Origin of the sequence: Kocuria flava (assembly GCF_001482365.1) — a bacterium.
GTDB classification, from domain to species: Bacteria; Actinomycetota; Actinomycetes; order Actinomycetales; family Micrococcaceae; genus Kocuria; species Kocuria flava.
This window is the reverse complement of record NZ_CP013254.1, coordinates 1,060,903-1,085,877: the sequence shown is the minus strand read 5'-3', so window position 1 is coordinate 1,085,877 and position 24,975 is coordinate 1,060,903. Positions and strand designations below refer to the sequence as shown.

The 24,975-nt window shown below is 77.1% G+C and carries 22 protein-coding genes and 2 pseudogenes; 13 read left to right on the top strand and 11 right to left on the bottom strand.

Going from position 1 to position 24,975, the window contains the following annotated elements:
- The first annotated feature begins 1 nt into the window (after position 1).
- From AS188_RS04910 to allB, 6 genes are all read left to right on the top strand, one after another.
- The gene (locus AS188_RS04910) at positions 2–823 is read left to right on the top strand and encodes a bifunctional allantoicase/(S)-ureidoglycine aminohydrolase (protein WP_058857915.1); all 822 of its coding nucleotides are present in this window, start codon (positions 2–4) and stop codon (positions 821–823) included.
- A 252-nt stretch (positions 824–1,075) separates the two neighbouring features.
- A complete protein-coding gene (locus AS188_RS04905; RefSeq protein ID WP_058857914.1) occupies positions 1,076–1,870 on the top strand; it encodes a hydroxypyruvate isomerase family protein in 795 nt (264 codons plus the stop codon).
- Positions 1,871–1,959: 89 nt separating this feature from the next.
- Entirely contained in the window at positions 1,960–2,889 is a 930-nt protein-coding gene (locus AS188_RS04900; protein WP_058857913.1) for a 2-hydroxy-3-oxopropionate reductase, read from the top strand.
- Positions 2,890–2,956: 67 nt separating this feature from the next.
- Positions 2,957–4,732, top strand: coding sequence for a glyoxylate carboligase (gene gcl / locus AS188_RS04895; RefSeq protein ID WP_058857912.1), 1,776 nt, complete (start codon positions 2,957–2,959; stop codon positions 4,730–4,732).
- A 98-nt stretch (positions 4,733–4,830) separates the two neighbouring features.
- On the top strand, positions 4,831–6,042 hold the full coding sequence (locus tag AS188_RS04890; protein WP_058857911.1) for a glycerate kinase: 1,212 nt from the start codon (positions 4,831–4,833) through the stop codon (positions 6,040–6,042).
- Between the two features lie 366 nt (positions 6,043–6,408).
- Complete coding sequence (gene allB, locus AS188_RS04885; protein WP_058859734.1) at positions 6,409–7,728, top strand: allantoinase AllB; 1,320 nt, start codon at positions 6,409–6,411, stop codon at positions 7,726–7,728.
- Here the strand turns inward: allB and AS188_RS04880 are convergent.
- A complete protein-coding gene (locus tag AS188_RS04880; RefSeq protein ID WP_058857910.1) occupies positions 7,706–8,590 on the bottom strand; it encodes a lysylphosphatidylglycerol synthase domain-containing protein in 885 nt (294 codons plus the stop codon). The two genes, allB and AS188_RS04880, sit on opposite strands and share 23 nt — an antisense overlap.
- A 9-nt stretch (positions 8,591–8,599) precedes the next feature.
- Positions 8,600–10,702, bottom strand: a complete 2,103-nt coding sequence (locus AS188_RS04875) for a chorismate-binding protein (protein ID WP_147050463.1) — start codon at positions 10,700–10,702, stop codon at positions 8,600–8,602.
- 98 nt (positions 10,703–10,800) lie between these two features.
- Between AS188_RS04875 and AS188_RS04870 the strand changes: the two genes are divergently transcribed.
- Complete coding sequence (locus AS188_RS04870; protein ID WP_058857909.1) at positions 10,801–11,601, top strand: CDP-alcohol phosphatidyltransferase family protein; 801 nt, start codon at positions 10,801–10,803, stop codon at positions 11,599–11,601.
- A gap of 6 nt (positions 11,602–11,607) precedes the next feature.
- On the opposite strand, the gene AS188_RS04865 is transcribed toward AS188_RS04870, so the two are convergent.
- The 4 genes from AS188_RS04865 to AS188_RS04850 all read right to left on the bottom strand — a co-directional run bounded on the left by AS188_RS04865 (position 11,608) and on the right by AS188_RS04850 (position 15,152).
- Positions 11,608–12,510, bottom strand: coding sequence for a class I SAM-dependent methyltransferase (locus AS188_RS04865; RefSeq protein WP_083529255.1), 903 nt, complete (start codon positions 12,508–12,510; stop codon positions 11,608–11,610).
- A gap of 122 nt (positions 12,511–12,632) precedes the next feature.
- Positions 12,633–13,721, bottom strand: coding sequence for a glycosyltransferase family 4 protein (locus tag AS188_RS04860; protein WP_058857908.1), 1,089 nt, complete (start codon positions 13,719–13,721; stop codon positions 12,633–12,635).
- Positions 13,714–14,124 (bottom strand): 6-pyruvoyl trahydropterin synthase family protein, encoded by a 411-nt coding sequence (locus AS188_RS04855; RefSeq protein ID WP_058857907.1) that lies wholly within the window; start codon positions 14,122–14,124, stop codon positions 13,714–13,716. The genes AS188_RS04860 and AS188_RS04855 overlap by 8 nt, the downstream gene beginning before the upstream one ends.
- Entirely contained in the window at positions 14,112–15,152 is a 1,041-nt protein-coding gene (locus AS188_RS04850; protein WP_058857906.1) for a zinc-dependent alcohol dehydrogenase, read from the bottom strand. The genes AS188_RS04855 and AS188_RS04850 overlap by 13 nt, the downstream gene beginning before the upstream one ends.
- 221 nt (positions 15,153–15,373) lie before the next feature.
- Between AS188_RS04850 and AS188_RS04845 the strand changes: the two genes are divergently transcribed.
- On the top strand, positions 15,374–15,901 hold the full coding sequence (locus tag AS188_RS04845; RefSeq protein WP_058857905.1) for an alpha/beta fold hydrolase: 528 nt from the start codon (positions 15,374–15,376) through the stop codon (positions 15,899–15,901).
- 76 nt (positions 15,902–15,977) lie between these two features.
- Here the strand turns inward: AS188_RS04845 and fmdA are convergent, their stop codons facing one another.
- The 4 genes from fmdA to AS188_RS04825 all read right to left on the bottom strand — a co-directional run bounded on the left by fmdA (position 15,978) and on the right by AS188_RS04825 (position 20,467).
- Positions 15,978–17,231: a formamidase gene (gene fmdA, locus AS188_RS04840; RefSeq protein ID WP_058857904.1), complete on the bottom strand. Its 1,254-nt coding sequence runs from the start codon at positions 17,229–17,231 to the stop codon at positions 15,978–15,980.
- Between the two features lie 44 nt (positions 17,232–17,275).
- Positions 17,276–17,560 carry an FmdB family zinc ribbon protein gene (locus AS188_RS04835; protein ID WP_058857903.1) on the bottom strand — a complete coding sequence of 95 codons (285 nt, stop codon included), beginning with the start codon at positions 17,558–17,560 and terminating at the stop codon, positions 17,276–17,278.
- Positions 17,561–17,809: 249 nt separating this feature from the next.
- The gene (locus tag AS188_RS04830) at positions 17,810–19,750 is read right to left on the bottom strand and encodes a peptidoglycan DD-metalloendopeptidase family protein (protein WP_058857902.1); all 1,941 of its coding nucleotides are present in this window, start codon (positions 19,748–19,750) and stop codon (positions 17,810–17,812) included.
- 195 nt (positions 19,751–19,945) lie between these two features.
- On the bottom strand, positions 19,946–20,467 hold the full coding sequence (locus AS188_RS04825; RefSeq protein WP_058857901.1) for a mycothiol transferase: 522 nt from the start codon (positions 20,465–20,467) through the stop codon (positions 19,946–19,948).
- Between the two features lie 168 nt (positions 20,468–20,635).
- On the opposite strand from AS188_RS04825, the gene AS188_RS04820 reads away from it, so the two are divergent.
- The 4 genes and pseudogenes from AS188_RS04820 to AS188_RS17190 all read left to right on the top strand — a co-directional run bounded on the left by AS188_RS04820 (position 20,636) and on the right by AS188_RS17190 (position 22,768).
- Positions 20,636–21,241: a hypothetical protein gene (locus AS188_RS04820; RefSeq protein WP_058857900.1), complete on the top strand. Its 606-nt coding sequence runs from the start codon at positions 20,636–20,638 to the stop codon at positions 21,239–21,241.
- Positions 21,242–21,249: 8 nt separating this feature from the next.
- Positions 21,250–21,756: pseudogene (locus tag AS188_RS17715) on the top strand (FAD-dependent monooxygenase); the annotation flags it as partial.
- A pseudogene (locus AS188_RS17760) lies at positions 21,717–22,226 on the top strand (FAD-dependent monooxygenase); the annotation flags it as partial. The pseudogenes AS188_RS17715 and AS188_RS17760, both read left to right, overlap by 40 nt.
- A 314-nt stretch (positions 22,227–22,540) precedes the next feature.
- Positions 22,541–22,768, top strand: a complete 228-nt coding sequence (locus AS188_RS17190) for a hypothetical protein (protein WP_211268317.1) — start codon at positions 22,541–22,543, stop codon at positions 22,766–22,768.
- Here AS188_RS17190 and AS188_RS04810 read toward each other — a convergent pair.
- A complete protein-coding gene (locus AS188_RS04810) occupies positions 22,731–24,242 on the bottom strand; it encodes an MFS transporter (RefSeq protein WP_058857899.1) in 1,512 nt (503 codons plus the stop codon). The genes AS188_RS17190 and AS188_RS04810 overlap by 38 nt on opposite strands.
- A gap of 122 nt (positions 24,243–24,364) precedes the next feature.
- Here AS188_RS04810 and AS188_RS04805 point away from each other — a divergent pair, with 122 nt between their 5' ends.
- The gene (locus AS188_RS04805; RefSeq protein WP_058857898.1) at positions 24,365–24,910 is read left to right on the top strand and encodes a TetR/AcrR family transcriptional regulator; all 546 of its coding nucleotides are present in this window, start codon (positions 24,365–24,367) and stop codon (positions 24,908–24,910) included.
- The last annotated feature ends 65 nt before the right edge of the window (positions 24,911–24,975 follow it).

The window sequence follows — 24,975 nt, the reverse complement described above, 5'->3', positions numbered from 1 at the left end:
GATGACCGACCGCACCTACTACGCCCCGCACGGCGGGCACCCGCCGCAGACCGACCTGCTGACGGACCGGGCGATGTTCACGGAGGCCTACGCGGTGATCCCGCGCGGGACGATGCGCGACATCGTCACGAGCAGGCTCCCGTTCTGGGACGGGACCCGCGCGTGGGTCCTGGCCCGGCCCCTGTCCGGGTTCGCGGAGACCTTCTCGCAGTACGTCATGGAGGTCGGCCCGGGCGGCGGCAGCGACCGCCCCGAGACCGACTCGGGCGTGGAGTCCGCGCTGTTCGTCATGGAGGGCTCCCTGGCCCTGACCGTGGAGGGCGAGGAGCACGAGCTCGCCCCCGGTGGCTACGCCTACCTGCCGCCGGAGTGCGAGTGGACCGTGCGCAACCCCGGTGCCGAGCCGGCCCGCTTCCACTGGATCCGCAAGGCCTACGAGTACGTCCAGGGCCTCGAGGTCCCCGAGCCCGTGATCACCTCGGACCAGGAGGTCGAGCCGACCCCCATGCCCGGCACGGACGGGAAGTGGGCCACCACCCGCTTCGTGGACCCGGACGACCTGCGCCACGACATGCACGTGACGGTCGTGACCTTCGAGCCCGGCGCGGTGATCCCGTTCGCCGAGACGCACGTGATGGAGCACGGGCTCTACGTGCTCGAGGGCAAGGCCGTCTACCGGCTCAACCAGGACTGGGTGGAGGTGGAGGCCGGTGACTTCATGTGGCTGCGCGCCTTCTGCCCGCAGGCCTGCTACGCCGGGGGTCCGGGCCGCTTCCGCTACCTCCTCTACAAGGACGTCAACCGGCAGATGAAGCTGCGCTGACGCCGGGGCGCACCCGCCCCCACCAGACCGGACCCCGTGCCGCCTGCCACCGCGGCGGCACGGGGTCCTTCCACATCCCGGGACTTCCACACCCCGGGACTTCCACACCCGGAGACTTCCGCATCATGAAATCAATATTTCATTCAGGCGTTGACCTGCGTCACAACGACCCGTAGGCTGTTCCACAAGACAGAAGACAAGTTCCGCATCATGAAATAGATGGCAGGAGCGCTCGACCTCAGGAGGAACCCGATGTCCTATACCGTCAACTGCTCCATCCTGCTGACCGACCTGCCGCTGCTCGAGCGGCCCGCCGCTGCGAAGGCCGCCGGCTTCGACGCGGTCGAGTTCTGGTGGCCCTTCGCGGAGTCCGTGCCCGCCGACCGCGACGTCGACGCCTTCGTGCGCGCGCTCGACGACGCCGGGGTGCAGCTGAGCGGGCTGAACTTCAACGCCGGGGACATGCCCGCCGGCGACCGCGGCCTCGTGTCCTGGATCGGCCGCGAGGACGAGTTCGCGCAGAACATCGCGGTGGTCGCCGCCATCGGCGAGCGCACCGGCTGCCGCGCCTTCAACGCCCTCTACGGCAACCGCCGGGACGGGCACCGCCCCGAGGCCCAGGACGAGCTGGCCGTGGCCAACCTCGTGGCCGCCGCCGAGGGCGTGGCCGGCATCGGCGGCACCGTGCTGCTCGAGCCGGTCTCGGGCACGGAGGCCTACCCGCTGAAGACCGCCCAGGACGCCCTGGACGTCATCGGGGCGGTCCGGGCCGCCGGGCCGCAGAACATCGCCCTGCTCGCGGACTTCTACCACCTGGCCGTCAACGGGGACGACGTCGGGGCCGTGATCGAGGCCCACGCCGCCGGGTTCGGGCACGTCCAGATCGCCGACGCCCCCGGGCGCAACGAGCCCGGCACCGGCGAGCTGCCCCTGCAGCGCTGGATCGACCGGACCTACGAGCTCGGCTACACCGGCCGGATCGGCCTCGAGTACAAGGCCTCCCAGCCCGACCCCTTCGCCTGGCTGGCCCGCGCCGCCTCCGCCTGAGCCTCGCCGCCCGGGCCGCCCCGCCCGGGACCCCGACCCCTTCCGCATCCCGCAGCCGCACCGCGCTGCCGCACCGTGAGGAGCACCGCATGACCACCCCCGCCACCACCACCGCCGCCGCCGGCGCGTCCACCACCGCCACCGTCGCCGTCATCGGCCTCGGCATCATGGGCCTGCCCATGGCCAGGAACCTCGTGGCCGCCGGCCACCGGGTCACCGGCTACAACCGCTCCCAGGAGAAGACCGACCAGCTCGTCGCCGCCGGCGGGCAGGGCGCCTCCTCCGTGGCCGAGGCCGTGGCCGGGGCCGACGTCGTGATCACCATGGTCCCCGACTCCCCGGACGTCGAGGCCGTCGTGACCGGGGAGGACGGCGTGTTCGCCCACGCGGAGCAGGGCGCGCTGTGGATCGACGCCTCGACCATCCGCCCCGACGTCGCCGTCCGCCTCGCCGAGCAGGCCCGCGCGGCCGGGGTCCGCCCGCTCGACGCGCCGGTCTCCGGCGGGGAGCAGGGCGCGATCGACGGCGTGCTCTCCATCATGGTCGGCGGCGAGGCCGGCGACTTCGAGGAGGCCCGCCCCGTCCTCGAGGGCGTCGGGCGCACCATCGTCCACGTGGGCCCCTCCGGCTCCGGGCAGACCGTCAAGGCCGCCAACCAGCTCATCGTGGCCGGCAACATCCAGCTGCTCGCCGAGGCCGTGGTCTTCCTCGAGGCCTACGGCGTGGACACCGACGCCGCGCTGACGGTCCTCGGCGGCGGCCTCGCCGGCTCCAAGGTCCTCGATCAGAAGGGCCAGAAGATGCTCGACCGCAGCTTCGAGCCCGGCTTCCGCCTCCAGCTCCACCACAAGGACATGGGCATCGTCACCGCCGCGGCCCGCGAGGCCGGGGTGAGCGTCCCGCTCGGCGCGCTCGTCGCCCAGCTCGTGGCCGCGACCGTCGCCCGCGGCGACGGGGGCCTGGACCACTCCGGGCTGTTCAAGCTCACCCAGGAGCTCTCCGGCCGCACCGACGGCTGAGCCCGCACCACCCGATCCGCACCGACCCGCCCGACCCGCCCGGGTCCCGCCCGCAAGGAGTTCCACCATGGCCAGAATGCGCACGGTCGACGCCGTCGTCGCCATCCTCGAGAAGGAGGGCGCCACCGAGGCCTTCGGCCTGCCCGGCGCCGCGATCAACCCGCTCTACTCCGCGATGCGCGCCCACGGCGGCATCCGGCACACCCTCGCCCGCCACGTCGAGGGCGCCTCCCACATGGCGGAGGGCTACACCCGCGCCGCCGCCGGCAACATCGGGGTGTGCATCGGCACCTCCGGCCCGGCCGGCACGGACATGATCACGGGCCTGTACTCCGCCTCCGCGGACTCGATCCCGATCCTGTGCATCACCGGGCAGGCCCCGGTCGCGAAGCTGCACAAGGAGGACTTCCAGGCCGTGGACATCGCCGCCATCGCCGGTCCCGTCACCAAGATGGCCATGACCGTGCTCGAGCCCGGCCAGATCCCCGGCGCCTTCCAGAAGGCCTTCTCGCTGATGCGCTCGGGCCGGCCGGGGCCCGTGCTGCTGGACCTGCCCCTGGACGTGCAGCTGGCCGAGATCGAGTTCGACATCGACCTCTACGAGCCGCTGCCCGTGCACAAGCCGGCGGCCACCCGCGCCCAGGCCGAGAAGGTCCTGGACATGCTGGCCGCCGCCGAGCGGCCCCTGATCGTGGCCGGCGGCGGGATCGTCAACGCCGACGCCTCGGACAAGCTCGTGGAGCTGGCGGAGCTGCTCGACGTGCCGGTGATCCCGACCCTCATGGGCTGGGGCACCATTCCCGACGACCACCCGCTGATGGCCGGCATGGTCGGCCTGCAGACCTCCCACCGCTACGGCAACGCCACGTTCCTGGAGTCGGACTTCGTGCTGGGCATCGGCAACCGCTGGGCCAACCGGCACACCGGCGGGCTGGAGACCTACACCCGCGGGCGCACCTTCGTGCACGTGGACATCGAGCCGACCCAGATCGGGCGGGTCTTCTCCCCCGACCTCGGCATCGTCTCCGACGCCGGCGCGGCCCTGGAGGTGCTCGTCGAGGCCGCCCGCGACCGCCGCTCCGGGCCCGGCCTGCCGGACCGCTCCGAGTGGGTCAAGGACTGCGCCCGCCGCAAGGGCACGCTGCACCGCAAGACCCACTTCGAGCAGGTGCCGGTCAAGCCCCAGCGCGTCTACGAGGAGATGAACGCGGCCTTCGGCACGGACGTCACCTACGTCTCCACGATCGGGCTCTCCCAGATCGCCGGCGGGCAGTTCCTGCACGTCTACGGCCCGCGCAAGTGGATCAACGCCGGGCAGGCCGGCCCGCTGGGCTGGACCGGCCCCGCCGCCCTGGGCGTGGTGCGCGCCGTGCCGGAGGCCAACGTGGTGGCCCTCTCGGGCGACTACGACTTCCAGTTCATGATCGAGGAGCTGGCCGTGGGCGCGCAGTTCAACCTGCCCTACGTGCACGTGGTCGTGAACAACTCCTACCTGGGCCTGATCCGCCAGTCCCAGCGCGGGTTCAAGATGGAGCAGAACGTCTCCCTCGCCTTCGAGAACATCAACTCCCCCGAGACCCAGGGGTATGGTGTGGATCACCTGAAGGTGGTCGAGGGGCTCGGCTGCAAGGCGCTGCGCGTGACCGACCCGGAGAAGCTGCGCGAGGCCTTCGCCGAGGCCCGCACCCTCGCCGGCGAGCACCAGGTGCCGGTCGTGGTCGAGGTGATCCTCGAGCGGGTCACCAACATCTCGATGGGCACCGAGATCGACGGCGTGGTCGAGTTCGAGGAGCTGGCCGAGCGCGGGGTGGACGCCCCCACCGCGATCGCCCTGCTCGACTGAGACCGGCGCCCCACCAGGCCCCCGGCGCCGGCAGGCGCCGGGGGCACCGCCGGCCGCGGCAGCGGCCGGCACCCGCAGCAGCAGAAGGAGGACCGGCCGTGCGCGTCGTCGTCGCCCCGGACAAGTTCAAGGGCTCCCTCGAGGCCGCCGACGTCGTCGAGCACCTCGCGGCGGGCCTCCGCGCCGTCGACCCCTCCGTCGAGGTGGTCGCCGTGCCGGTCGCCGACGGCGGGGAGGGCACCCTCGACGCCGCCGTCGGCGCCGGCTTCACCGCCTGCCCCGCGACCGTCACCGGGCCCGTGGGCGAGCCCGTCGAGACCGAGTACGCCGTGCGCGGCCGCACCGCGGTCGTGGAGATGGCCCAGGCCTCCGGGCTGGTCGCCCTGCCCACCGTCGGGCACGGCGAACCCGTGCCCGACGCCGGCGGCGCGACCAGCCGCGGCACCGGCGAGCTCGTCCGGGCCGCCCTCGACGCCGGGGCGCGGACCGTGGTCCTCGGCGTGGGCGGCAGCGCCTGCACCGACGGCGGCGCGGGCCTGCTCCAGGGCCTCGGCGCCCGTCTGCTCGACGACGCCGGCCAGGAGCTCGGCCGGGGAGGGGCCGCCCTGTCCCGCCTCGCCCGCGTCGACCTCTCCGGCCTCGACCCGCGGGTGCGCGGGGCCCGGTTCGTGCTCGCCGCCGACGTCGACAACCCGCTCACCGGTCCCCGCGGCGCCGCCGCCGTCTTCGGCCCCCAGAAGGGCGCCGACCCGGACACGGTCGAGCGCCTCGACGCCGCCCTGGCCGTGTTCCGCGACCGCCTCGCCGAGGCCCTCGGACCGGACGTGCTCGAGGCCGCCGCCGCCCCCGGCGCCGGCGCCGCCGGCGGGGTCGGCTTCGCCGCGCTCGCCGTCCTCGGCGCCGTGCGCCGCCCCGGGATCGACGTGGTCCTGGAGCTCACCGGGCTGGCCGGCCGCGTGGCCGGCGCCGACCTCGTGGTCACCGGCGAGGGCAGCCTCGACGAGCAGAGCCTCGGCGGCAAGACCCCCCTGGGCGTGGCCGCCGCCGCCCACGCCGCCGGCGTCCCGGTCGTGGCCGTGTGCGGGCGCACCACCCTGGCGCCCGAGGTGCTGCGCGGGGCCGGCTTCGCCCGGACCTGGGCGCTCGCCGACCTCGAGCCCGACCCCCGGGTGAGCATGCGCGAGGCCGGCCGGCTGCTCGAGCAGGTCGGCGCCGACCTGGCCCGGGAGATGCCCGGGCTCGTGCACGGCACCACCCCCGCCCACCCCGCGCCGTCGACCGCCGGCGCGCCCGACCAGAAGGACCAGTGAGGAGATCCGGTGACGGACCAGCAGACCCCCCGCGACGGCGAGAACCCCGAGGCCCCGGAGGACGGTGCGCACCGGGCGGCACCCGGGCGCGCCCGCCCCGCCCCCCACGAGGAGAGCGCGGCGGAGATCGCCCGGGAGAACTCCGCGCGCTCCGTGACCGAGCCCGCGGAGGCCCGGGAGGCCGACGCGGCCGAGCAGGCCCACCAGCAGCAGGTCAGCGAGGACGTCAACGACCCCGAGCGGGTGCGCCGGCTCATCGCCGAGTACCGGCGTGAGCACGGCCTGCCCGAGGACGCCGTCGAGTCCCCGCGCGCCGGGGCCGACGCGAAGGGGGCCTTCGCGGGCGACCACCGCGAGTTCGACCTCGTGGTGCGCGGGCGCAGCGTCTCGTGCGGCGACCACTTCGCCCCGCGGGAGATCGGGGTGCGCGACGGGCGGATCGTGGCCGTCGAGCCCCTGGGCGCCGGGCTGCGCGGGCGCGAGGTCGTGGAGCTCGCCGAGGACGAGACGCTGCTGCCCGGGCTGGTCGACACCCACGTGCACATCAACGAGCCCGGCCGCACCGAGTGGGAGGGCTTCGCCTCGGCGACCCGCGCCGCCGCCGCCGGCGGGGTGACCACCGTGCTGGACATGCCCCTGAACTCGGTCCCGGCCACGGTCAACGTCCCGGCGCTGGAGTACAAGCGCCTCTTCGCCCGGAACAACGCCTTCGTGGACGTCGGGTTCTGGGGCGGGGCCATCCCCGGCAACAAGCCCCACCTGCGGGAGCTGCACGACGACGGGGTGTTCGGCTTCAAGTGCTTCCTGCTGCACTCCGGGGTCGACGAGTTCCCGCACCTCGAGGCCGACGAGATGGAGGAGTACCTCGCGGAGATCAAGACCTTCGACTCCCTGATGATCGTCCACGCGGAGGACTCCCGGGCCATCGACCGGGCCCCCCACCCCGAGGGGGACGTCTACGAGAACTTCCTGAAGTCGCGCCCGCGCGGGGCCGAGAACCTCGCGATCGCCGAGGTCATCGAGCGCACCCGGTGGACCGGGGCCCGCTCCCACATCCTGCACCTGTCCTCCTCCGACGCCCTGCCGATGCTGGCCACGGCCAAGCGCGACGGCCTGGACATCACGGTCGAGACCTGCCCGCACTACCTGACGCTGCTGGCCGAGGAGGTGCCCAACGGCGCCACCGCGTTCAAGTGCTGCCCGCCCGTGCGGGAGGTCGGCAACCGGGAGCTGCTGTGGGAGGGGCTGATCGACGGGACGATCGACTTCATCGTCTCCGACCACTCCCCCTCGACCCTGGACCTGAAGGACCTGGAGAACGGGGACTTCGGCGTGGCCTGGGGCGGGGTCTCCTCCCTGCAGCTGGGGCTGTCGCTGATCTGGACCGAGGCCCGACGCCGCGGCGTCGACCTGGGGCGCGTGGTCGAGTGGATGTCGACCCGCCCGGCCCAGCGCGCGGGGCTGCGCACCAAGGGCAAGCTCGCCCTGGGCTACGACGCCGACCTCGTGGTCTTCGCGGCCGACGACGCCTTCGTGGTCGACGCCGGGAAGCTGCACCACAGGAACCCGATCACCCCCTACCAGGGCAAGGCGCTCTCCGGCCGGGTGCGCCGGACGTTCGTGCGGGGGCGGGCCGTCGACTTCGAGACGCCCCGCGGGCGGCTCATCCGCCGCGGCGAGAGCTGAGCGCCCGGCCCGGCAGCAGCCAGCGCAGCAGCGCCACCGCGCCGGGCAGCGCCGAGACGAGCGCGAGCAGCCCGTAGCCCAGGGAGATCGCGAACCCGGTCCCGCCCCCCAGGCCGTGGGCGGCCGCGGCGAGGGCCGTCACGCCCTCCCGCGGCCCCCACCCGCCGATCCCCACGGGCACCGACATCCCCGCGAGCCCGAGCACGGTGGTGCCCCACAGCGCGCCCACCGGCGCGCCGGGAACGGTGGCGAGGGCGGCCAGCAGGAACAGTCCCTGGAAGCAGGCCCAGCTCAGGACCGACAGCCCCCACACGGCCGCCCGGTCCCGCCACGGCGCCCCGGCCCCGGCCCGCCACGCGGCGGCCCCCACGGCGAGCGCCCCGGCCCCCAGCCCGGCCGCGGCCCACGGGCCGAGGGCCAGAGCGGGCAGGACCCCGGCCGCGAGCAGGATCGAGGTGCCGGCCAGCCGCTCCCCGACCACGGCCGCCCCGGCCTCGGGGAGGCTGTCGCCGCTGCGGCGGCGGCGCAGCACCCGCACGGCGTCGCCCGTCACCCCGCCGGGCAGCAGCAGGTTCACCAGCCCGGCGGCCCAGCACTCGGCGAAGGACTCGCCGAAGCCCAGCCGCACGCCGCGGGCGCGGGCCACGAGCCGCCACCGCTGGGCCTGGGCGGCGGTGGCGACGAGCCCGGCGAGCAGCGCGGCGGCCACGGTGGCCGGGGAGAGCATCCCCAGGGCGGCGCCGAGGGCCTCCGTGCCGAAGGCGCGGAACAGGGCCGCGAGCAGCACGGCGCCGGCGAGCACCTGCAGCGCGGCCGCAAGCGCCCGGCGCCGCGGGCGGGCGGGGACGGCGGCGCTGGGCATGGGCGCAGTCTAGCCAGGCACCGCCGGCCCCACCGGCGCCGGGACGGGCCGGGCGGCCGCCGCCGCGCCGGTCCCCGCCTCCGGCCCGGCCGGGGCGGTCCCGAGCGTCCGGGCCAGCCGGACGGCGACCGGTCCCGGGGCCCAGGCCCCGGCGCCGTCGACGACCCCGACCGGGCGCACCCCGCGCAGCGCGTTGGTCACGAACACCTCGTCCGCCGCGGCCAGCTCCGCCAGGCGCACGGGCTCCTCGGCGACCTCGGCGCCCTCGGCGCGCAGCCGGGCGAGCACGCGCGCCCGCTGCACCCCGGGCAGGATCCGCCCGTCGGCCGGCGGGGTGCGCACCCGCCCGCCGGAGACCACGAACACGCTGGCCCGGCCGGCCTCGAGCAGCGTCCCGTCCGGCTCCACGAGCAGGGGGTCGCAGACGGGCCCCCACGGCCCCGGCGTCTCCTCGAGCACGCGCCGGTCGGCCCACTTGTGCCCGCCCAGCCCGCCCGGGAGCTCGAGCGGCACGAGGCGCCACGGCCGCCCGGGGTCCTCGCCCAGGGGCGCGGTGACGACCGTGGCCTCCGGGCCGCCCGGGCCCGGCACGACCGTCACGCGCAGCCGGTGCGGGCCCGCCAGGGCCGCCGCGCGGGCGTGCACCTGCTCGCGCAGGCGGCTCGGCAGCGGGGCGTCCCAGAGGGCGCGCACGCTGCGCCCGAGCCGGGCGAGGTGCTCGTCGAGGCCCACGGGGGCGCCGTCGCGCACGGGCAGGGTCGTGAAGACCCCGCGGGCGGGGTCCGGCGGGGCGGGGGCGGCCAGGCGCGCCCCGACGGCGGCGAGCAGGGGCGCGGCCTTCACCAGGGTCTCGCGGGTCTCGTCGGCGGGGTCGGAGTCGGCCACGACGCCCCCGCCCACGCCCAGGCGCACGCGCCCGCCCGAGAACTCGAAGGTGCGGATCGCGACGTTGAGCGCGAGCCCCGCCAGGGGGCCGGCGAAGCCGACCGCCCCGGTGTAGACCCCGCGGGCGGCGGGCTCGAGGTCGTTGACGATGCCCATCGCCCGGATCTTGGGCGCCCCGGTGCAGGAGCCGGGAGGGAAGCTCGCCCGCAGCAGGTCGCCGTCGTCGAGGCCCGGGCGCAGCCGGCCGCGGACGTCGGCCACGAGGTGGTGCACCCCGGTGTGGGGCTCCACGCGGGGCTCGCGCGGGGCGCGCACGGACCCGGGCACGCAGACGCGGGAGAGGTCGTTGCGCATGAGGTCGACGATCATGACGTTCTCGGCCCGGTTCTTCGCCGAGGCGTGCAGCGCCGCGGGGTCCGTATCCGCGGCGGCGGTGCCCTTGATCGGGGAGGTGAGCACGTCCGTGCCGGTGCGTCGCAGGAACAGCTCCGGGGACAGGCTCACCACCGCCGATCCGTCCGGGCCGCGCAGGAACGCCGCGAAGCGCGGGCGAAGCCGCTCCTGCCCGGCGCAGAACAGGTCCAGGGGGTCGCCGGCGAAGGAGGCCTCCAGGGTGCGGCAGACGTTGACCTGGAAGACGTCGCCGTCGCGGATGTGCCCCAGGGCCCGGCGCACCGCCGCGGCGTGCTCCTCCCCGGAGGCGTCGGCCGCGAACGGGCCGCAGTCCCAGTCCCGGGGCCGGTCCGGGGCGGCCAGCCCGGCGGCCACCGCCTCGGCGGTGCGCCGCACCCGGGCCGGGTCGGCGCCCGGCAGCGCCTCGAGGACCCACTCCCCCGTGGCCGCGCGGCGGCGCAGCACGTGGTCGTAGCGGGCCAGGTGGTGGTCCGGCAGCGTCGCCGCCCGGGGCGGGGCGGGCGGCAGCCGCTCCAGGTCCCGGGCCAGCTGGTAGCCCAGCCACCCGATCCAGCCCCCGCCGAAGACCCGGTCCCCGTGCGGGTCCCGGTCCTGCCCGGGCGCCGGCGGGCCGCCCGCCCCGAGCGCGGCGAAGGGGTCCTCCCCGGGGCCCAGCACCCGCACCGGGTCCACGGCCACGACCGTGTCCCCGCCGTGCCAGTCCCCGACCAGCGCCACCAGTCCCGGCCGGTCCCGCAGGGCGCGCAGCATCCGGGTGGGGCCGACCCCGGCCGGGGCGACCACCTCGGGCCGGGTCCTCACGTCGTCGTCCATCGTCCCAGTCTCCCCCACGCGCGGCCCCCGCGCCGCCCGCGCGTTGACCCCCGCCCGGGGCCGCCGACAGGATGGGGACCCGACCCCAGGAGGAGCGCATGGCCCCGGACCACCCCGCCGCGCCGGGGCGGCCCCGCGCCCCCGGGGCACCCCCAGCCCCGGTGCGCCGCGACGCCGCCGCCGCCCTGGCCGCCACGGGCGCCGCGGTCGCCGCCGTCGCCGTCACGACCGGCCTCGGCCCGGCCGGGACGGTGCTCTCGGCCCTGGCCGCGCTCGCCGTGACCGGCGCGGTCGTGCGCAGCACGACCCGCCGGTCGGCGGAGCCCTACGGCCCCGCCGACCGGGTCACGGTCGCCCGGTCGGTGCTCGTGTCCGCCGTCGCGGCCCTGCTGCCCGCCGGGCTCGCACCGGTGCTCGCCGGCGCGCCGCGCCCCCCGGAGCCGTGGTGCTGGGCGGTGGTGGCCCTGGCCCTGCCCGCGTGGCTGCTCGACGGGCTCGACGGCCGGGTGGCCCGCCGCACGGGCACGGCGACGGCGGCCGGGGCACGGTTCGACCAGGAGGTCGACGCCGCCCTGATCCTGCTGCTGGCCGTGGCGGTCGCCGCCCGGCTCGGGCTGCCGGGCGCGGCGTGGGTACTGGTCATCGGCGCGCTGCGCTACCTGTACCTGCTGGGGCTGCGGGTGCGCCCGGCCTGGCGGGCACCCCTGCCGCCCAGCGGCTACCGGCGCACGACCGCCGGGATCCAGGGCGGAACGCTGATCGGCGCGCTCGTGCCCTGGATCCCGCTGCCGCTGGCCGCCGCGGCCACCGCGGTGGCCCTGGTGCTGCTGGTCGCCTCCTTCGGCCGCGACGTCGTGGGCCTCGAGCGCAGGGCCCGCGCCGGGACCCCGGAGGGCTGAGGCGGCTCAGTCCTCCGGCGGCAGCCCCAGGACGTCGGCGTGGCCGACGGTGGCCCGCAGCCGGCCGCGGGCCACGTCCACGAGGCGGGTGCGCAGCCACGCGTGGGCCTCGGGCTCGAGCTCCGGGTAGTGCTCCACGGCGGCGTCGGCGCGGTCGGCCAGGAAGCGCTCGAGCAGCGGCTGCGCCCAGGGCTGGTCGGCGACCCACCACGGGGTGGGGGCCGCGTCCACGACCATGCCCTGCTCCCGCAGCGCGTCCATGGTCAGGGCCACGGCCTCCGTGCCGGCGAGCTCGCCGCGCTTCTGGTGGTCCTCGAAGGCGCCGAGCACCCGGGCGTCGAGCGGGTGCGGCGGGTCGAGGTGCACCTCCCCGTCGACGGTCAGGGCGAGCAGCGCGGGCACGGCCTCGGCGCGCAGCACGCGGGCCAGCTGCCCGATCTGCGCCGTGGTGAGCAGGTCGAGCAGCGCGGAGCAGGTCACGAGCCGGCGCCGGCCGGGGTGGCGGGCGAGCACGTCCGCCAGCTCCTCGACCCCGGCGTGGACGGGCTCGACCTCGGCCCCGTCCGCGCGGGCCGCGGCCACCGCCTGCTCGAGCAGGCGGTCGTCGTGGTCCAGCAGCACCCACCGCTGGGGGCCCGGCAGCCGGGAGGACAGCCACGCGCGGTTCGCGCCCGTGCCCGCCCCGAGGTCGACGACGACGACCGGCTCCCCGGCCCCCGGCGCCCCGGCCGGTGCGGCCGCGGCCCAGTGCCGCTCGAGCCGCTCGAGCAGGAAGCGGGAGTCCTCGCGGGCGGCGGCGTCGGCGGCCTCGCGCAGCGCGAGCCAGTCCTCGGCCACGGGGCGCTCGGGCACGGGGCCCGCCGCTCCGGTGGGGCCGGCGGTCTCGTGCGGGTCGGCAGAACGGTCCACGGTGTCTCCTTCGGTCGGTGGCCGGGGCCTGCCCCGGAGCGGGCCCCGGTGCGGGGTCGGCGGTGCGGGGCGGTCGGTCCCGGGCGGGTCGGTCGTGCGGGCGGGTCGGTCGTGCGGGCGGGTCAGGACGGCGCGCGGGCCGGGGCCTCGAGCGCGGCCAGGACGTCGTGGGCGGTGTCGCTCCACCGGCGCAGCCGCCGGCGGCGGGCCAGGGCCGCGGCCCGCCACCGTGCGCGCAGGGCCGGGTCGGTGAGCCACGCGCGCAGGGCCGTCGTCCAGGCGGCGGGGTCGTCGGGGTCCAGAACGGCCCCGGCGCGCTCGGCGGGGTCGACCCCGTGCGGGGTGCCGTCGAGGGCCTCGACGGCCCCGGTGCCGGCGGGGACCAGGGCGGGCACCCCGTGGGCGAGCGCCTCGGCGACGACCATCCCGTAGGTCTCGGCGCGGGAGGGCAGCACGAGCAGGTCCGTGGCGGCCCACTGCGCCTCGAGGGCCGCACCGGTGAGCGGGCCGGGGACGCGCACCCGCGCCGGGTCGGGCAGGGCGGCCACCGCGGCGTCGACCCGGGCCCGCCACGGCGGCGGTCCCGGGGCGCCGACGAGGTCCAGGGACCAGGCCTGCCCGCCGAGGGGGGCGAGCGCCTCGAGCAGCAGCACCTGGTTCTTCAGGGGCGTGAGCGAGCCCAGGCAGGTCAGCCGGGGCGGGTCCGACCCGGTCGCGACCGGGGCGGGCTCGGTGCCGGGCACGGCCACGGCGGCGTCCTCGGTGCCGTGGCGGCGGCGCAGGTCCTCGGCGGCCCACGAGCTGGTCACCACCACGCCGGTGGCCGCGGCCAGGGCGGCCGCCTCCTGCCGGTCCAGCGCCGCGGCGAGCTGCGGGTCCAGGCCGGTCTCGAGGGCCAGGGGCAGGTGCACGAGCACGTGCACGGGCACCCCGGCGGCCACGGCGTCGGCGACGGCCTCCGGGGCGGCGCAGCCCACCAGGCCGTCGAGCAGGACCGCCCGGCCCGGGACCGGGGCCCCGAGGGCGGCGCGCAGCCGGCGGCGGGCCGTGGTGTCCGGGCGCGGCCAGTCCCCGGCGACCGGCACGGTGCGGGCCTCCCGCCCGAGCCCGCGCAGCGCGGCGGCGACCCGCTCGTCGTAGAGGGAGCCGCCGGTGGGCCGGTCGTCGTCGGGGACCACCACGTCGATCCGCGCGCCGGCCGGCTCAGCCACGGCCCGACCCCCCGCCGAGCACGGGCAGCTCCAGGGTGTAGGAGGCCCACGCGTCGGGGTTCTCCCGCAGCGTCACGGTCAGCCGCTCGAGACCCTCGGTCCCGGCGGCGGCCGCGGCCAGGCGCTCGCCGACGTGCTGGGCGATCACCTCCGTGGTGCTCAGCCGCCCGGCGAAGTCGGGGTGCTCGTCGAGGTTGCGGTGGCGCAGGCCGTCGAGGACCTGCCCGAGCAGCCCCGAGGCCATCCCGATGTCCATGACCACGCCGTGCTCGTCGAGGACGGGCCGCGCCCAGGTGGTCTCCACCTCGTAGGTCGCCCCGTGCAGCCGCTGGGCGGGGCCGAAGAACGGGTCGGGGAGGCTGTGGGCGATCATGATGTGGTCGCGGACGGTCAGGGTGAACACGCGGTCTCCTCGGTCGGTGCGGGCCCCGGGCGGGGCTGGTCGTAGGCCACCACGTGGCACAGGACGTCCGAGGGCGCCCCGGCCAGGCGGGCCATGGTCGCGGGCAGCTCCTCGAAGGACGAGCCGCCCGAGAGCAGCGCGTCGAAGCGGGGGTCGCGCAGCGCCTCGAGGGCGGTGGCGAGCCGGTCGGCAGGGGTGCGCCGGGCCCGGCGGGCGGCGGCGACGGCGCCGACCTGGCTCGCGCGGATCTGCAGGCGGCGGGCGTGGAAGTCTGCGCCCAGGGGCACCACGGGGTCGTCCTCCCCGTACCAGGACAGCTCGATCAGCTCCCCCTCGTCGCCCAGCAGCTCCAGGCCGCGGGCCAGCCCGGCGGCGGTCGAGGAGGCGTGCAGGACGAGGTCGCACTCGCCCGCGGCGTCCTGCGGGAGCACGTGGGCCACGCCCAGGGCCTCGGCGAGCGCGGCCCGCCCGGGCTGCGGGTCGACCAGCTGCAGCCGTCCCAGCGGGAAGCGGGCCAGCAGGGCCGCGACGCAGGCCCCGATCATCCCGGCGCCGACCACGGCCACCCGGTCGCCGAGCCGGGGCGCGGCCTCCCACAGGGCGTTGACGGCGGTCTCCACCGAGCCGGTGAGCACCGCCCGCTCGGAGGGGACGTCGTCGGGCACGGGGGTCACGGCGTCCGCGGGCACCACGTAGCGCTCCTGGTGCGGGTGCAGGCAGAACACCCGCCGGCCCAGCAGCTCCGCCGGGCCCTGCTCCACGACGCCCACGGAGAGGTAGCCGTACTTCACCGGGCCCGGCAGCTCGCCCTCCTGGAACGGGGCGCGCATCCGCTCGCGGACCCGCTCGGGCACCTTCCCCCGGTGCACGAGCGACTCGGTGCCGCGGCTGATCCCGGAGCGCAGCGCCCGGACCAGGACCTCGCCGGGGCCCGGGGCGGGCAGCGGGGCGGGGCGCAGCTCGCCGCGGCCGGGCTCGACGGTCCAGTAGGCGCGGGTCGGACGGGAGGGGTCGGCGGCGTCGGTCATGGTCCCATTGTGGCGCTCCGGCCCCGGGGCACCACCGCATGACCACGCCCGGACGCCTCCCCCCTCCGCGAGTGACCACGGTCGCGGGCACAGGGCGGGCACAGGGCGGGCAGAGGGACGGGCGGCGGCGGACACCGGCGCCCTTGACACCCCGGAGCGGGCGCGAGGACGCTGGGTGCAGCGGTTCCTCCCGCGGCCCCGCCCCTTCCCCGAGGTGCTCCATGGTCCACCGGATCCTCTTCCTGCACGGCGCCGGCCCGCAGCCGGCCTGCAACCCCCTGCTCGAGGCGGTGCGCCGGCAGTGGCCCGAGGCCGACGTCGTCGCCCCGGCGCTGCCGCGCCCGGAGGACCCCGACCCGGACCTGTGGCAGGAGGCCATCGGGCGGGCGGTGCGGGAGATCCCCGACGAGCCGTGGGCGATCGTCGGCCACTCCCTGGGCGGGTCCGAGGCGCTGCGGTTCCTGTGCCACCGGATCCCCACGCTGCTGCAGCGGGTCGTCACCGTCGCCGCCCCGGCGTGGGACCCCGCGGACCCCGAGTGGGGCGAGCCGGGCTTCGCCCTGCCCCCGACCGCCGGCCGGACCCTGGCCGACCTCGAGATCGTCGTGGTGCACGCCGAGGACGACGACGTCGTCCCGCCCGACCACGCCCGCCGTCTGGCGGAGCAGCTGCCCTCGTCACGGCTCGTGCTGCTGCCCCGCGGTGGCCACCTGCCCACCGGGTGGACCGGGCGGGGCCTGATCCCCTGACGCCCCGACGGTTTCGGGTCCGCCGCGCACCGGCCCCCGGCCCGCGGCGGGTGCGGCGGCCCGGGGGCCGGCGGGGTCAGGCCGCGGCGTGCGGGGCGCCCGTGCCGGGGTCGATCCGGTGCGGGCCGGCCGCGGAGGGCCGGACGTCGAAGTCGAAGATCGCCGTGGGCAGGTAGACGGTCGCGCACGAGTTGGGGATGTCGACCACCCCGGAGAAGCGGCCCTCGATCGGTGCGGCCCCGAGCAGCAGGTAGGCCTGCTCCGGGGAGTACCCGAAGTTGGTGAGGTAGTCGATCGCGTGCAGGCACGCCCGCTGGTAGGCCAGCTGGGAGTCGAGGTAGCACTGCTCGCCCTCCAGGGTCACGGACGTGCCGGAGAACGCGATCCACTCGCTGTACTGGGGGTCCGTGTTGCCGGGCAGGAAGATCGCGTTCTCGGAGACCCCGTAGGTCTCCATGCCGCCCTTGATGACGTCGACGTGGAAGTCGATGAACCCGCCCATCTCGATGGCCCCGCAGAAGGTGATCTCGCCGTCGCCCTGGGAGAAGTGCAGGTCGCCCACGGAGAAGTTCGCCCCGTCGACGAAGACGGGGTAGAACACGCGGGTGCCCTTGGTGAGGTTCTTGATGTCCTGGTTGCCGCCGTTCTCCCGCGGCGGGGCGGTGCGGGCGGCCTCCCCGGCGACCCGCTGCCGGTCGGCCTCGGGCACCCCGCCCAGCAGCGCGCCGTCCGGCTCCGGGGGCAGGGCCAGGGGCGGGACCCGGTCGGGGTCGGTGGCGATGAGCGCGCCCTCGCGCTGGTTCCAGCGCGCGAGCAGCCCGGCCGACGGCGCGGTGCCCATCAGCCCCGGGTGGACGATGCCGGTGAACGAGACCTCGGGGACGTGCCGGGAGGTGGCGGTCTGGCCGCGGAAGTCCCAGATCGCCTTGTAGGCGTCCGGGAAGCGGTCGGTGAGGAATCCGCCGCCGTTGCTCCGGGCGAAGATGCCGGTGTAGCCCCAGCCCTGGCCGGCGAGCGGCCCGGAGTCCTCCTGCGGGATCGGCCCGACGTCGAGGATGTCGACGACCAGCAGGTCCCCCGGCTTCGCGCCCTCGACGGCGAAGGGTCCGGAGAGCTTGTGCACGGTCTTCAGCGGGGCGTTGAGGATGTCCTCGGCGGAGTCGTCGTTGACGATCGCGCCGTCGAACCACTCCCGGCAGTGCACCCGGAAGGTGTCTCCGGGACGTACCGTGGCCACCGGCGGGATCTCCGGGTGCCACCGGTTGTGCCCGACCAGCTGCTGGTCCTCGAACGGCCGTGACGAGTCCAGGGGAAAGACGAGCTCCGGCATGACGTGCCTCCTCGGTGGGATCGGTGCTTCGGGTGCGGTGCCTCTCAGGGCCGGGGAAGTCTGCGGTGGAGGGGGTTCGTGCTGCGCCGGGGGCCCGTGCGGGGGCCGGGCGGCGGGGCGGCGACGACGCCGGGCTCGCTCGCGGTGGCCTCGGTGCGCTCGATCAGGCGGGCGGCGGCGGAGCCGGTGCGGGAGAGGCCGGGGGCGCTCATCAGCCGCCGGGCGGGGGCGCCGCAGCCGGGACAGGCCTGCTCGGCGCCGGCCGCGCCCATGCTCCGCAGGGCCTCGAAGACCCCGCACGCGGGACAGCGGTACTCGTAGAGCGGCATGTGCGTCACCTCCGGGAGGCTGGCCGGTTGAGCCCGACCGTAGCCCGGGCCGCCGCGCAGGGGAAGGGCCGGCCCCGAGCCGGGGCCCGGATGACGCGCCGCAGGTCCCTCGACCGGGCGGCGACCGCCGTCGTCGGCGCAGGGATGCCGGCGCCGTGACGACGACGCGGCCGTGCCACGACCGCCGTCGTCGGCGGGGCGGCGCCTCGGTGTCGTCGCGGAGCCTCGGCGTCGTGGCGCTCCCGGCGGCTACCCGGCGGCGGGCGTCCCGGCGGCCGGGGACGGGGCGTCCGCGGGGACCTGCTCCGCGCCGGCCGAGGCGGCGCCGCCGGTGGCCGGACCGGCCTCGGCGCCCGCCCCCGGCGCGGTGTCCGCGGGCGTCCCGGCCGGGGTGCCGGCGGCGGGCTTCCCGGCCGCGGGACCGCTCGGGGCCTTGGGCGCGGCGGGCACGAACTGCTCCGGGTCCTCCTCGTTGGGCAACCCGTCGCCGTCGATGTCCGGGTCGGCGGCGTTGGGCAGGCCGTCGCCGTCGAGGTCGTCGTCGAGCTCGTTGGGCACGCCGTCGCCGTCGAGGTCGGGGTCCTCGTGGTTGCGCAGCTCGGTGCCGTCGGACTTCCGGTCGCCGTCGATGTTGTCGTCGTCGACGTCGAGCTCGCCGTCGCCGTCCGTGTCGCGCAGCTCGTCCGGGACGCGCTCCTGCACGCCGGAGAGCGGGTCGGGCTGCTCGGCGCCGGGGGCGCCGCCGTCGGCCGGGTCCCCGGGCGCGGGGGCCGGGGTGGACGGCTCGGCCGGCTCGGGTACGGGCGTGCCCGGCGCGGGCGGACCGGCGGGGTCCGGGACGGCGGGGTCCGGGACGGCGGGGTCCGGGACGGCGCCGTCCCCCGGCGCGGGGTCGGGCCGCTCGTCCGGGGCGGTCCCCGGGGCCGGCACGGTGCCCGTCCCCGGGGCCGGCACGGTGCCCGTGCCGGGGGCCGGTGCAGGGGTCTGCTGCGCCGGGGCCTGCGCGGGCGGGGTGGTCCCGCCCGGCCGGGTGCCCGCGGCCGGTGCGTCGGCCGGGGCCTGGGGCGCCGGCTCCTGCTCCGCGGCGGGCCGCTCCGGCTTCCCGCTCGTCGGCTGCGGCGCAGGCTTCGTCCCGGCCGGCTCCCGCCGCTCGGAGGCCTTCTCCTCGTGCTTCTTCCCCCGCTGCGCCCTGTCCTGCTGCGCCTTCTCCTGCTGCCGCTTCCTGTCCTGCTGCGCCTTCTCCTGCTGCGCCTTCTTCTCCGCCCGCTTCGGGTCCTGCGGCTGCTGCTCGTCCGCCGCCGCGTCCGCCCCGGGCGGGGGCGGGACCTCGAGGGAGTACTTGCTGCGGGAGGCGGGGATGACCCGGGAGCCGTCGAGCCAGTCGAAGGACTGCGGGTCCACGGCCCGGCCGTGGATCCAGGTCTCGAAGTGCAGGTGGGGGCCGGTGGTGCGCATCCCCGTGCTGCCGACCGAGCCCAGCTGCTCGGAGGCAGCCAGCCGGTCGCCGGTGCGCACCCGGACGTCCGCGAGGTGGTTGTAGGTGGTCTTCAGCCCGTCGGCGTGGGTGACCTCCACGCGGTTGCCGCCCCAGACGTCCCAGAAGACGGCGGTGACGGTGCCGTCGAGGGCGGCGACGACCGGCAGGCCGGCGGCGGCCGAGACGTCGGTGCCGTTGTGGAACTCGCGCCCGCCGCGGTCGGGGGCGATCCGCCACCCGAAGTCGCCGCCGGGCAGGACGACGCCCTGGGCGGGGGCGATGAGCGTGTTGACGGGCAGCTCGCCCACGTAGAGGTTCGGCGCCTCGCGGCCGGGGCGCACCGTCGAGCGGGCGCCGCGGGCCTCGTCGCCGCGGCCGGCACCGGGACGCCAGGAGTCCGTGCCGGTCCCGCCGTCGCGCACCGGGGACTCGTCGCGGTCCTCGCGGCGCGGTGCGTCCGGGGCCGCGGCCCCGTCGGGGCCGGCGGCCAGCAGCGTCCAGCTCTGTCCCGGCCGCCCGCCGGCAGCGGCGAGGCCGGCTGCCGAGCCCTGGCCGGAACCGCGCTCCCGCTCCGCGCCGGGCTCGACCCCGGAACTGACGGCCACGCTGAGGGCGACCAGCGCCGAGAACGCCGAGAGCGCGGCCACCGGCGACGACGCGCGGTGGCGCAGCGAGGACGCGGCCCGGCGGCGGGCGTGGTCGCGAGGTGGCATGACGGCATTCCCCCGGGTGGAGACGGACGGGCAGCAGAGGTGGAGCAGGTGCCCGGAGCGCTGGATCCAGCATGCTCAGCGTAGGTGAACGCCCCGTGGCCGCCGAGGAAACGGGCGTCCCCACTTCAGCGCGCTGTCACACTCCGTCTCAATGCGTTTACAACTTCTTGGGGATGCCGCCGCGGGCGGGGACGCTCACCAGGGGCCGCGCCAGCCCTCCTCCGCCAGACCCCGGGCGTAGCCGGCCTGACCGAGGTGCTGGGCGGCGTCGTCGAGCGTGCTGACGAGCCGGGCCCCGCGGGTGACGGGCGGGTCCCACGAGCGGTCCACGACCTCGTCGAGGTCCTCGGCCGTGAGCCCGCGGACGTAGGCCGCCGTCCGCTCGACCACGGCCCCCAGGTAGTCGCGCAGCAGGTCGGCCGAGTCCACCCGGACGCGGGCGACCTCCTCGGGCCCGTGGCCGAAGCCCGTGTCGGCGTCGGGCAGGTCGAGGCCGAAGCGGGCGCTCCAGCCCTGGCCGGTCCAGACCTCCTCCGTGCCGGCGAGCGCGGCGACCTGGGCGTCCTCCTGGCGCGCGGCGTGCCAGAGCAGCCAGGCGACCGGGTTCGCGCCGCCCGGCCGCGCGTGGAGGGCCTCGGCGCCCACGCCCTCGAGCACGTGGTCGGCGGCCTCGCACGGGCGCCGTGCGGCGTCCTCGAGCAGTTCCTGCGGGGTCATGGCGGTCCTTCCTCCCGGCGGGTGCATGTCCCGAGCCTACGACCGGCGGGCCGGCCCGCGCACCGGCCCGGCGCGTCACACGAAGGCCGTGCCCCTGACCCCGTGCGCCGCCGCTCCTACACTGGTCAGCCACCGATCGGACCGGGTCCGGGACAGGGAGGCACCGGCATGGCGCAGCACGAGGGCACCGCCCCGCCCGCGCGGGCGCTCGCCGCGCCCTTCGCGGGGCCCCGGCCCGCGGGACGGGCGGTGGTCGCCTCCGTGGCGCGCTCCGCCGCCCTGATCGCCGGGCGGCGCCTGCACCAGCCGCGCCGGTGGCGCGGGACGCGCCTGTGCTTCGCCGACGGCACGGGCGGGCGGGTCTACCGGGAGACGGTCGTGACGCCCGCGGCCCCGGCCGGCCCGGCCGTGCTCGTGGTGGTCTTCCGGCTGCGCGGGGTGCGCGGCCCGGCCCACACCGCCTTCCGCTGGGAGAGCGAGCTGAACACCCCGCTGTTCGCCGGCTTCCCCGGGTTCGTCTCGAAGCTGTGGCTGGCCCACGACGAGCAGGGGCGCTACCGGGGCTTCTACGAGTGGGACGGGCCGGACGCGGCCCAGGCGTACGTGCTGGCGCTGGGCCGGGTGCTCTCGCTGGTGTGCGACCCGGCCACGGTGCGGGCCGTCGTCCTGCCCGGGCTGCACCGGGACGCGGTGCTGGCGGACCCTGCCGCCGCCGCCGGCCGCGGCGTCCCCGACTGGGGGCTGCTCACCGGCGTCCGGCCGGGCCGGGGCTGAGGCCGGCCGTGGCGGGCGACGGCGGGATCCTGGTGGTCGGCGCCGGGACGAGCGGGCTCGCACTGGCCCTGCAGGCCGACGCGCACGGGGCCGCGGTGCGCGTCGTGGAGCGGCGGGAGCGGCTGCGCCGCCCCTCCCGCGCGCTGATCCTGCACCCGCGCACTCTCGAGGGGCTGCGCCCGCTCGGGGTGACCGAGGCCGTCCTGGCCCGCGCCGACCGCTCTCCCGTGGTGGACCTGCACCTGGGCCGGCGGGTCGTGACCGCGCGGCTGGAGGACGTGCGGCTGCCGGGCACGGCCTTCCCGCACCCGGTGCTCGTGCGCCAGGCCGACGTCGAGGAGGTGCTTCGGGAGGCACTGGCGGCCCGGGGCGTGCCGGTCGAGCGGGGCACCGCACTGACCGGTCTCGCGGGCCGGACCGCCGTGCTGGAGCGGGCGGGGACCCGGGAGCGGGCCCCGTTCCGGTTCCTGGCCGGGTGCGACGGCCCGGACAGCACCGCCCGGGCCCTGACCGGCGTCCCGTGGCGCGGGCGCCCGTACCGGGCCGACATCCTCCTGGCCGACCTCGAGCTCGACGGGCTCGCCCCGGACCGGGCGCACGTGGTCGCGGCGGCCGGGGGGATCGTCTTCCTCTTCGCGATCGGGGAGGCCGCCCCTGGCGGCTGCTCGTCTCCGCCCCGGCGCGCCCCTCGGCGGTCCCGTTCGGGCAGCCGGGCCCGCCCGTGCCGGTGGAGGAGCTGCGGGCCGCGCTCACCGCGGCCGGTCTGCCCGCCCGGATCACCCGGGTGGCGTGGTCCGCGCGGGTCCGGCTGCAGCGGAGGCTGGCCGAGCGCTTCCGGGCCGGGGACGTGTTCCTGGTGGGCGACGCCGCCCACGCCCACTCCCCCGCCGGCGGCCAGGGGATGAACACCGGGATCCAGGACGCGCTGAACCTCGGCTGGAAACTGGCGTGGGCCGCCGCACCCGGGGCGGGCGGCGCGGCCCGGGAGCGGCTGCTGGAGTCCTACGAGCTCGAGCGCCGCCCCGCGGACCGGCGGGTCCTGGCCCTGACGGACGTGCTGTTCCGGGGCGAGGCCGACACGGACCCCCTCTCCCGGCTGGCCCGCACGCGGCTGGCCCCGCTGGGGGCGCCGGCGCTGCCCGCCGTGCTGCGCACCCGGTTCCTCGTGGACCCGCCGCTGGCCGTGCTCGCGCAGCTGCGCGTGCACCACCGCGCGAGCCCGCTGTCGGTGACCACGGGCCGGCCGCGCGGGCGGGCGAGCGCCTGCCGGACGGGCCGGTGCGCTGCGGCGGGCGGACGGTGCGGCTGCACGAGCTCACGGCCGCACCGGGCGTCCACGTCCTGCTCGAGCGCTCGGCCGTGGACCCCGGGCCGCTGGGGCCCGGGGTCCACGTGCACTGGCTCGAGGGCCGGCCGGGGCGCGGCGGGACGGTCGTGCGCCCCGACGGGTGGGTCGGGCTGCGCGCCGACCCGCTCGAGGCCGCCGGGCTCAGCGCGTGGCTGGCCGCAGCACGCGGGCGACCGTGAGGGCCGCGAGCACGCCGACGACCGCCATCACCACGGCCGTCCAGTGCATCCCGGCCGTGAACGCCGCGAACGCCGCCTCCCGCACGGCCGGCCCCAGCGCACCGGCCTCGTCCGCGATCCCGACGGCCGCGCCCAGGGTCTCGTGGGCGGCCGCCGCGGCACCGGTGTCCAGGGCCCGGGGCAGGTCCAGGTGGTGCTGGTAGAAGGCGGTGAGCAGTCCGCCCAGCACCGCGGTGCCGGCCACCGCGCCCACCTCGTAGCCGGTCTCGGAGATCGCCGAGGCGGCCCCGGCCTTGTGCGGCGGGGCCGCGGCGAGGATGAGGTCGTTGGACAGCGTCTCGGCGAGGCCGATGCCCGCGCCCACCAGGCAGAAGGCCGCCAGGACGACGACGGGGCCCGCCGCGAGGTCCGCCAGCGCCACCCCGAGGAAGCCCGCCGCCGAGAGGAGCATGCCCGTGACGATCACGGTGCGCGGGGCGACGCGGGCCACAGCCCGCACGGCGGCGAACCCGGCGAGCACGGTGAGCACGAGACCGGGGACCATGGTGAGCCCGGCGGTCATGGGGTCGAGGCCCACCACGAGCTGCAGGTACTGGGTGAGCATGAACAGGAACCCGTACAGGCCCACGTTGCCGAGCACGTTCACGGCCACCCCGCCGGTGAAGCCGCGCTCGCGGAAGAGCCCGAGGTCGAGCATCGGTGTGGCGAGCACGGCCTGGCGGCGGGCGAAGAGCACGCCGAAGAGCACGCCGAAGGCCGTGGCCAGCAGCCCGTCGAAGAGCCGGCCCGAGGCGGTCAGGGCCTTGATGCCGTAGACGACCGGGGTCATGGCCAGCATCGCGAGCACCACGGAGGGCACATCCACGGGCCCGGGGCGGGGGTCGCGGGACTCGGGGATCAGCAGCGGGCCCAGCACGAGCAGCGGGACGAGCACGGGCACGGCCATGAGGAACACGGAGCCCCACCAGAAGTGGTTGAGCAGGAACCCGCCCACGATCGGCCCCAGCGCGGCGCCGCCGCTGAAGCCGGCGGCCCACACGGCGACCGCGATCCGCCGCTGGCGGGCGTCGAGGAAGATGTTGCGCAGCAGGGACAGGGTCGCGGGCATGAGCATCGCGCCGAACAGGCCCATCGCGGCCCGGCCGGCCACGAGCAGCTCGGCGGTCGGGGCGAAGGCGGTCGCGGCGGAGACCAGGGCGAAGCCCGTGCCGCCGACGAGCAGCAGCCGGCGGCGGCCGACGCGGTCCCCCAGGCTGCCCATGGGGATGAGCAGCCCGGCCAGCACGAGGGCGTAGACGTCCACGATCCACAGCAGCTGCGCGCCCGTGGGCCGCAGGGCCTGGGAGACGGCGGGCAGGGCGAAGCTCAGCGCGGTGTTGTCGACCGAGACGAGCAGGACGGGGAGCATCAGGACCGCGAGCGCGGCCCACTCCCGCGCGCCCGCCGTGGGCCGGGACGTCAGCAGAGTGGTCATGGTTCACCTCCGGGGGAACGGATCGGGGAGCGACAGCCTGAAACTGTACCGTCCAGACGGTACAGTTATTTTGCGACTGCCACAATGGGGGAAATCGCCACCACCAGGGAGGTCTTCGTCACATGCCGCGCCGGCCCGTCGCCCGGGACAAGCTCCTGGCCGCCTTCGAGCAGATCGTCCTCGACGACGGCGAGCGCGCCGCGACCCTCGACGCCGTGGCGGCCGCCGCCGGGGTGTCCAAGGGCGGGCTGCTCTACCACTTCCCGCACCGCCAGGCACTGGTGGACGCGACCCTGCAGCAGCTCGAGGAGCTCATGCAGCTGGACCTCGAGGCCATGGCCGCGGCGGAGGACGGCGCGGCCCGCTACTTCCTCACCACGTCCCTGTACGAGGACAGCCGGCTGGACCGGGCGCTCGTCGTCGCCTCCCGGCTCGTGCAGTCCGGGGACGAGAACGCGCGGGCCGCGCTCAAGCGGCTCGAGCAGTCCTGGTACGCCCTGATCCTCGCGGACGTGGGCGACCCGGTGGTGGCCACGACGGTGCAGCAGATGGGCGACGGGCTCTACCACAACGCCTCGATCGGCCTGCTGCCCGACGCCCACGAGCAGCGCCACGCGATCCTCACCGCGCTGCTGGAGGCGGTCGATCGCCTCTCCCCCCGCCCCTGAGAAGCAGCCCGCTCCCTGCCCCTCCCCGCTCCTCCGTCCGGCCGCGAGCTCCCACGGCAGGCGCG